Origin of the sequence: Stenotrophomonas sp. HMWF003, from assembly GCF_003061285.1 — a bacterium.
Taxonomy (GTDB): Bacteria; Pseudomonadota; Gammaproteobacteria; order Xanthomonadales; family Xanthomonadaceae; genus Stenotrophomonas; species Stenotrophomonas maltophilia_AP.
The window spans coordinates 6,428-14,145 of record NZ_QAIW01000402.1 but is presented as its reverse complement, the minus strand read 5'-3'; the positions used below and the strand labels follow the sequence as shown (position 1 = coordinate 14,145).

General features: G+C 69.5%; 6 protein-coding genes and 2 pseudogenes. 2 read left to right on the top strand and 6 right to left on the bottom strand.

Features of this window, described 5'->3' with window-relative positions:
- Together DBR34_RS17290 and DBR34_RS17285 are read right to left on the bottom strand one after the other, a co-directional pair.
- Nucleotides 1-552: pseudogene (locus DBR34_RS17290) on the bottom strand (PAS domain S-box protein); the annotation flags it as partial.
- A gap of 176 nt (nt 553-728) precedes the next feature.
- Nucleotides 729-2,687, bottom strand: a complete 1,959-nt coding sequence (locus DBR34_RS17285; RefSeq protein ID WP_128097700.1) for a DEAD/DEAH box helicase — start codon at nt 2,685-2,687, stop codon at nt 729-731.
- A 265-nt stretch (nt 2,688-2,952) separates the two neighbouring features.
- Here DBR34_RS17285 and DBR34_RS17280 point away from each other — a divergent pair, with 265 nt between their 5' ends.
- The gene (locus DBR34_RS17280) at nt 2,953-3,183 is read left to right on the top strand and encodes an RNA-binding S4 domain-containing protein (RefSeq protein WP_038689530.1); all 231 of its coding nucleotides are present in this window, start codon (nt 2,953-2,955) and stop codon (nt 3,181-3,183) included.
- A 6-nt stretch (nt 3,184-3,189) separates the two neighbouring features.
- Here DBR34_RS17280 and ubiM read toward each other — a convergent pair whose 3' ends face one another.
- The 4 genes from ubiM to DBR34_RS17260 form a co-directional block, all read right to left on the bottom strand.
- Entirely contained in the window at nt 3,190-4,410 is a 1,221-nt protein-coding gene (gene ubiM / locus DBR34_RS17275; protein WP_258224068.1) for a 5-demethoxyubiquinol-8 5-hydroxylase UbiM, read from the bottom strand.
- A 99-nt stretch (nt 4,411-4,509) separates the two neighbouring features.
- A complete protein-coding gene (locus DBR34_RS17270; protein WP_128097699.1) occupies nt 4,510-4,899 on the bottom strand; it encodes an MAPEG family protein in 390 nt (129 codons plus the stop codon).
- Nucleotides 4,900-4,929: 30 nt separating this feature from the next.
- Nucleotides 4,930-5,463, bottom strand: a complete 534-nt coding sequence (locus DBR34_RS17265; RefSeq protein ID WP_128097698.1) for a DUF4019 domain-containing protein — start codon at nt 5,461-5,463, stop codon at nt 4,930-4,932.
- A 56-nt stretch (nt 5,464-5,519) separates the two neighbouring features.
- On the bottom strand, nt 5,520-6,665 hold the full coding sequence (locus DBR34_RS17260) for a hypothetical protein (protein ID WP_128097697.1): 1,146 nt from the start codon (nt 6,663-6,665) through the stop codon (nt 5,520-5,522).
- 169 nt (nt 6,666-6,834) lie between these two features.
- Between DBR34_RS17260 and DBR34_RS17255 the strand changes: the two are divergent.
- Nucleotides 6,835-7,718 (top strand): annotated as a pseudogene (locus tag DBR34_RS17255) (AlkA N-terminal domain-containing protein); the annotation flags it as partial.

The window sequence follows — 7,718 nt, the reverse complement described above, 5'->3', positions numbered from 1 at the left end:
ATCCAGCAGCAGCGCCTGGGTCACCGGTTCAACGTCGCGGCGGGCATGCAGTGCCTGCGCCGCGCCGACCAGACCGGCCAGCTGCAGTAGCGGCGCGTCGGTCTGCCGCCACAGCCGCACCGCATCCTTGAAGTAGCCCAGATGGCCGAGGTAACGGAACGACAGGATCAGGCGGTTGATGTCACCGGGTGCATTGCCGCCGGCCAGGAACCCGCGCCGGGCCCGGGCCAGGTCGGCGTCGTCCTGCTCCAGCGCGCGCCGCGCGTCCAGGTCGCCCAATGGCACGGTCAGGGCCTGGCGCGCCTCGGCCAGATCGCGCGGCCGGCCATGGGTGATGTAGCGGCTGAGCGCGAAGCTGGCCTGCTGCTGGCTGCGCGACCAGTGGCTCTGACCCACGATCCACGCGGTGGACGCGGCCTGCAGTTCCTGGATCAGCGCGGAAATACCCACCAGACCGATGGCCATGCCGGTCAGCAGGACAAAGCGCAGGGTCAAGCCCCGCGTGAGATACGGTACCGCTGTCGCACCAACATCCCTGCCAGCTGCCAGCATCGCCGATCCCCCCGGAGCCGTGAAGCGGGTGGTGTACCGAATCCATCAACCTGCAGGCTAGTTCGGCAGATGTTGTGACCGTGCGAAACCGGTCGACAGCCGCGCCGCGGCCTTTCCACACCCCGGAAACGACAACGCCAGCCCGAAGGCTGGCGTTGTCTGGATCGCGTGGGCGATCAGCCGTTGCGCGGACCGCGCGGCTTGAAGCCGTCACGACGCGGCGGGCGATCGTTGCCACCCGGGCCGCCCGGACCGCCACGATGGCCACCCGGACCACCCGGACCGCGCGGCTTGCCACCGAACTTCGGCTTGAACGCCGGACGCGGCGACGGGGTCAGGTCTTCACCCGGCTCGACCTTGCGCATCTGAAGCTGCTGGCCCGACACCCACACCTTCTTGAGGTGGGTCAGCAGGTCCTGCGGCATTTCGGCCGGCAGGTCCAGCACCGAGAAGTCGTCGTGGATGTCGATGCGGCCGATGAAGCGGCTTTCCAGCCCGGCTTCGTTGGCGATCGCGCCGACGATGTTGCCCGGCTTCACGCCGTGCACGTGGCCCACTTCGATGCGGAAGGTTTCCATGCCCGGCTCGGCGGCACCGCGCGGGGCGATGTCACGGCGCGGCGCGCGTTCGAAGCCAGCATCGTTGCTGCCGAAGTCGCCCTCGGCACGCGGCGGACGCGGGCCACGGTCGTCTTCACGACGCGGGCCACGTTCGAAGCGCGGCTCGAAACGGGCCGGACGCTCGCCACGGTCGTTGCTGCGCTCGTTGCGCTGGTGCGGGGCACGCTCCTGATGGGCACCACGCACCGGCGGGGTCAGCAGGAACGGCGAATCGCCCTGCAGCAGCTTGGCCAGCGCGGCGGCGATGTCGATGGCCGGCACGTTCTTCTCGCCTTCCAGGCGCTGCAGCAGGTCGCGGTAGAACTCGGTGCCGCCGGCATCGAGCGCATCGCTGATGCGGCTCATGAACTTGGTGATGCGGGTGTCGTTGACCGCGTCCACGCTCGGCAGCTGCATCTCTTCGATGGGCTGGCGGGTGGCGCGCTCGATGGCACGCAGCATGCCCTTTTCACGCGGGGTGGCGAACAGGATCGCGTCGCCGGTGCGGCCGGCACGGCCGGTACGGCCAATGCGGTGCACGTAGCTTTCGGTGTCGTACGGGATGTCGTAGTTCAGCACGTGGCTGATGCGCTCCACGTCCAGGCCACGGGCAGCCACGTCGGTGGCCACCAGGATGTCCAGCTTGCCTTCCTTCAGCATGCCGATGGTGCGCTCGCGCTGGGCCTGCTGCATGTCGCCGTTGATGGCGGCCGCGGCCAGGCCACGCGCCTGCAGCTTCTCGGCCAGCTCTTCGGTGGCCGCCTTGGTGCGCGAGAAGATGATCATCGCGTCGAACGGTTCCACTTCCAGGATGCGGGTCAGCGCGTCCAGCTTGTGCATGCCGCTCACCCACCAGTAACGCTGGCGGATGTTGGCCGAGGTCGTCGTCTTGCTGACGATGGTGACTTCGGCCGGGTTCTTCAGGTAGGTCTGCGCGATGCGGCGGATCTGCGACGGCATGGTGGCCGAGAACAGGGCGACCTGGCGGGTCTCCGGCAGCTTCTTCAGCACCGCTTCGACGTCGTCGATGAAGCCCATGCGCAGCATTTCATCGGCTTCGTCCAGCACCAGCGTCTTCAGCTCGGACAGGTCCAGGGTGCCGCGCTCGAGGTGATCGATCACGCGGCCCGGGGTGCCGACGATGACGTGCACGCCACGGCGCAGGGCCTGCAGCTGCTGGCCGTAGGGCTGGCCGCCGTACACCGGCAGCACGCGGAAGCCGGGAATGCCCGACGAATAGGTCTGGAACGCCTCGGCGACCTGGATGGCCAGTTCGCGGGTGGGCGCCAGCACCAGCACCTGCGGCTTGGTCTGGTTGAAATCGAGGTTGGACAGCACCGGCAGCGCGAAGGCGGCGGTCTTGCCGGTACCGGTCTGGGCCTGGCCGAGCACGTCGCGGCCTTCCAGCATCGCCGGGATCGTGGCAGCCTGGATGGGCGACGGGGTTTCGTAGCCGACGGTGGCGACGGCCTGCATCACAGCGTCGGACAGGCCGAGGTCTGCGAACAGCAGCGGCGCGGAGGATTCTTGGGACATGGGGAACTCCAAAGCACTGCCGTTGAGGAGGCAGTGAGATAAAAAAGGGGATGGTCCGCGCTTTGGGCGCCCTTTCTTATCGCGTGCCCTGGCGCTGCTCGGTCGGAGGAGAATTCACTCACTCAGGGGGCGATGATACCGCATCGCACCTGAACAACGTGTACAGCTTCCCATCTGCATGCCGTTCTGCCGCCCGCTGGCGCACAATACGCGCCCTTTCCCGGCCCGGCCACATGGCCGCGCCCCTTCCCAGGATACCCGCTCCATGCAGACCCTCGAATTTGAACTGGACCGCGACTACGTCGAGCTCAAGCAGCTGCTCAAGCTGGCCGACCTGGTCACCAGTGGCGGCGAGGCCAAGACCGTGATCGGCGACGGCCAGGTCCTGGTCGATGGCGAGGTCGAACTGCGCAAGGCCTGCAAGATCCGCGGCGGCCAGGTGGTGCAGTTTGGCGACACCACCATCAACGTGCTGGCCGACAGCGACGCCCCCTGAGCCGCCTCAGACCCGTGCCTCGCGCTGGGTCAGGTGGGCGGCGATCAGCTGGCGGAACGGGGTGACCCCCTGCGCCAGGCGCAATCCGGCCCGGCGCAGCATCCGCGCGGGCAGGCGGTCATCGGTGTAGAGCGTGGCAATGGCATTGGTGGCCTCGTACAACGGGCGCGAGGCCAGCCGGTGGCCGCGCTCAAAGCTGGCCAACCCGGCCGGTGCGCCGATGTCGCCGCCGCGGGCCGCCGCCTGGTTGAGCACGGTGGCCAGCCGGTGCGCGCCGGCCAGGCCGAGGTTGAACCCGTGCGCGGTAACCGGATGCATGCCCACGGCTGCATCGCCGATCAACGCGCAGCGATCGCCAACGAACGCATTGGCATACACCCCTACCAGCGGGTAGGCCACGGGCGCGGCCACCGGGACCATCGCCCCCAGCCGCTGTTCGAACAGGTCAGTGATGCTCTGCCCGAAGCGGGCCGGGTCCTGCGCCATCAAGGCCTCGATCTGGCGCGGCGGCAGGGTGATCACGGCCGAGGCCTGGTCGCCGTTGAGCGGCAGCAGCGCCATCGTGCGGCCATACCCGAACCACTCCCACGCGGTGTGCTGGTGCGGCACCTCGATCTGCATCCGGCAGACCAGCATCGACTTGCCGAAGTCGCGCATCCGCGCGCCGATGCCCAGCATGCGCCGGGTGCTGGAAAAGCGGCTGTCGGCGGCCACCACCAGGCGTGCGGCCAGGCGGCGTCCATCGGCCAGGGTGACCACGCTGCGCCCTGCGCCCGGCACGACGCCGGCCACGCGCGTCTCATCCAGCAGCTGCAGGCCCGGCTGGTCCTGCACGCTGGCCCAGGCGGCGCGGCGGATCAGATGGTTGGGGACCAGCCAGCCCAGGTCCTGCGTATCGCGCTGGGTGGCGGCAAAGGTCAGGGCGAACGGCGAGCGGCCGTCCATCACCTTCGCGTCGCGCAGCGGGGAGATCTCGGCCGGATCCAGCCGCTGCCAGATGCCCAGCGCCTCCAGGATCTGCCGCGAGGCATGGGTCAGCGCAATCTCGCGGCCGTCGAAGGCCGCGTCCGCCAGTGCCGCGCGTGGCTGCTGTTCCACCAGCGCCACCTGCAGGCCGCTGCCGGCCAGCGCGCGGGCGAAGCACAGCCCGGCTGGGCCGGCGCCCACCACCACCACGTCCACCGGCTGCTCCGGCATGCACTGCTCCTGCGGGGGTTGGTCCGACATGTCCGATCCTGCGGTAACGGGTCCATGCCAGCTTAGCGCCGAACCCCCGCGCGCCGCCTTGATCTGGATCAGCGGCCGCAGCTGCCGTTCACTGGCCCGTTACAGCAACGCCCACAGCAACAGCACGATGCCCACCAGCGACGCCAGCCACACCAGGCTGCGCACGTACGGCACGCCGGCCGCGTACAGCGGCAGATACACCACCCGTGCCCAGAAATACAGCTGCGCGGCCAGCGCGGTCAGCCCGTCCTGACGCTGGGTCAGCACCACTGCCAGGATCGCCGCCGCGAAGAACGGGAAGGTCTCCATGAAATTGGACTGCGCACGCTGCAGGCGCCCGGTCAGCGGCCGCACCGGTGGCGTCTGGCCATCGCGGGCCGAGGCGTTCCACTGCAGCCCGCGCTCGCGGGTGACGGCAGTGGAGGCGGCGAACAGGTGCACGATGCCCAGCACCATCGACCACACCAGCATCTGGATCTCGATACTCATGCTGCACTCCTCAGGAAATGACGGCGGCGATCAGGGCGTTGCGGCGCGCACGCTATAGCCGGCCAGGCGCCAGACCCGGTCTTCATCCAGCCGGAACGACACCAGCTCGCGCACCGGCTGGGCACTGTTGGCAAACCGGGTGGGAAAGCTGACGTTGATGTACAGCCCTTCGGGCACGGTTGCACCGGCGGTGTACTTGACCCGGGTCACCACCGGCTGGCCGCGCGCAGCCAGCGCGCCCAGGCGCTTGCGGTCGGCGCTGAGCTGGCTCACGAAGGCCTGTTCGGTGACCGATTTTTTCGCCACGGCCGAGGCCCCTTTCCATGCCTCGGCGGCACGGTTGGTGTCCACCAGCTGCGCTACCTGCAACGCGGCCGCACTCATTTCCGCATCCTGCTTGTGCACCTGCGCCTGTTGCGCAGGGGTCAGCGCCGGGCGTGCCGCAGGTGCGGCAGCCGGTGCCGGGCGCGCCGGGGCCGGCGCAGGCGTGGCCGGCGGCGGTGTCTGGGCCTGGGCAACAGCAGCAAGCAGGAACGAAGACAGCAGCAGCGGAACACGCATCAGGACACCGTTGGCTGGAAGGATCCAGGCCAGTCTACGGGAACCCCGTGAGCGGTTCGTCAGTTGCGCTCGGCGGTTTCCGGCGCGGGCTGGCCGACGTCGCTGGCGGTGCGCTCGGCCGGCGCGTCCTGGCCGGGTGCAACGCTGGACGGCTGCAACGTGGACACGTCGATCTCCGACAGCGGGCTCTCGTCCGGGCAGGTGGCATCGGGGAATCCGTAGCGCTGCTTGAGCGTCTGCCCGCAGCTGTTGACGGTTTCCAGTTCGGCGCCTTCGCGCTTGCAGGTCTGGTCGAAGGCGATCAGGAACGCGTCCTTGCGCCGCACGAAATCATCGCCGCACTTGCGCATCTGCTTGATCCGCTCCAGGTCGTCCTGCACCGCATTGGTGCCGTCCAGCCCGAACTGGCGCAGCTCGTCGCTGGTCAGCAGGCGCAGGCTGCGATTGGGCACGGTCATCATCAGGTCGGCCACGCCCACCGCCACGCCGTTGCGCTGCAGGTAATCCTTGACGTTGTCGTAGACCTCATGGAGCTCGCGGTTGAGTTCGGCGCGCGAGGTGGCCTTGGAACTGATCCGCATCATCCGGTGGATGCCGACCTTGCCGGCCACCAGGCGGTTGTCGCCGGCGGCCAGCACGAACACGCAGGCGCTGTGGCAGACCGAGCCTTCGCGGATCCAGATGGTCCAGTTGGATTCGCCGATGCGGTCGCCGGCCACGATCGCCGCTTCCACCTGGCCGCCGCTGGAATCCAGGTCCAGCACGCGCTTGGAGATGCGTTGCGCGTCGGCCACCATCGCCAACCGCGCCACCAGCTCGGAAAAGCCGGGGTTGATCTTGCCCACGTAGCGCACCCGCACCAGCCCGCGCTCCACGCACGGTGCCAGCGCGGCGTCGATGCTGGCGCGATCCAGGCTCTCCAGCGCGATGCCATCGCCGCCTTCGCCGGCGTAATCGGTATCGCAGCTCACCCACGCCTTGCCGTTCTCCAGCGCCGCCTCGCCCCAGCCCTGGTCACCACGCTTGGGCGGCAACGGCGCCGGTGCCGGCGCATCGGCGGCATTGAACGACACCATGTGGTCGCCATCGGCGGTCTGCGCGCGCACCGCCTTGTCGGCGGCGGTGACGTTGCCGGGATTCTCCAGCTGGCTGCAACCGGCCAGACCCAGGCACAACAGGGGCAACCACCACGACTTGAGCAACATGAACGACCCGGTATCCGTACGAAGGAGCGCGCGCAGCGGCGCGTGAACACACAGTCTAGTGCGCGCGACCGTCGGCGCGGGAACCTGCCCTGAACCAGGGCGGCCGGCCTGCGCATTGCTGTCCGAAAATGGCGAGCCGGGCGCGGCCGCCGGGCATAGACTGGCCCCCATGGACACCCCCCTGCCCCTGGACTACGCCGCCTGCGAAAGCGCCCGCCTCGCCCGCGATGCGCGCTTTGACGGGGTGTTCTTCACCGCCGTGCGCAGTACCGGCATCTACTGCCGGCCGGTGTGCCCGGCGCCCGCGCCGAAGCCGCCCAACGTCGACTACTACCCCACCGCTGCGGCCGCTGCGGCTGCGGGTTTCCGCCCGTGCCTGCGCTGCCGCCCGGAACTGGCGCCGGAGGCCCAGGACGCGCTCAGCAACGAAACCCTGCAGCGCGCGTTGGCCCTGATCCACGATGGCTACCTGCAGGACGCCGCGGTACCGGCGCTGGCCACCCGGCTGGGCCTGAGCGCGCGCCAGCTGCAGCGCCTGTTCGTGGCGCGACTGGGCGCGGCGCCGGCGCAGATCCACGCCACCCGCCGCCTGTTGCTGGCCAAACAGCTGCTGACCGAAACGGCGCTGCCGGTGACCGACGTGGCGATGGCCGCCGGTTACAACAGCCTGCGCCGCTTCAACGCCGCGTTCGTGGACGGCTGTGGCATGCCACCCACCGCGATCCGCCGCCAGCGCGGGGCCCTCGATGACGGCGCGCTGACCCTGCGCCTGGGCTATCGGCCGCCGCTGGATTTCGACGCGATGCTGGATTTCCTGCGCCGCCGCTCGATTCCCGGCATCGAATGCATCGACGCGGACAGCTACCAGCGCGTCATCGGCCCGCCCGAACGGCCCAGCGTGCTGCGGGTCACCGCCGACCCCAAGCGCGCCGAGCTGCGCCTGCAACTGGGCCAGGTGGACCCGCGTGCCATCCCCGGGATCGTGCGCCGGGTGCGCCGCATCTTCGACCTCGATGCCGACCTGCGCATCGTGCACGCCACCCTGGCGCAGGA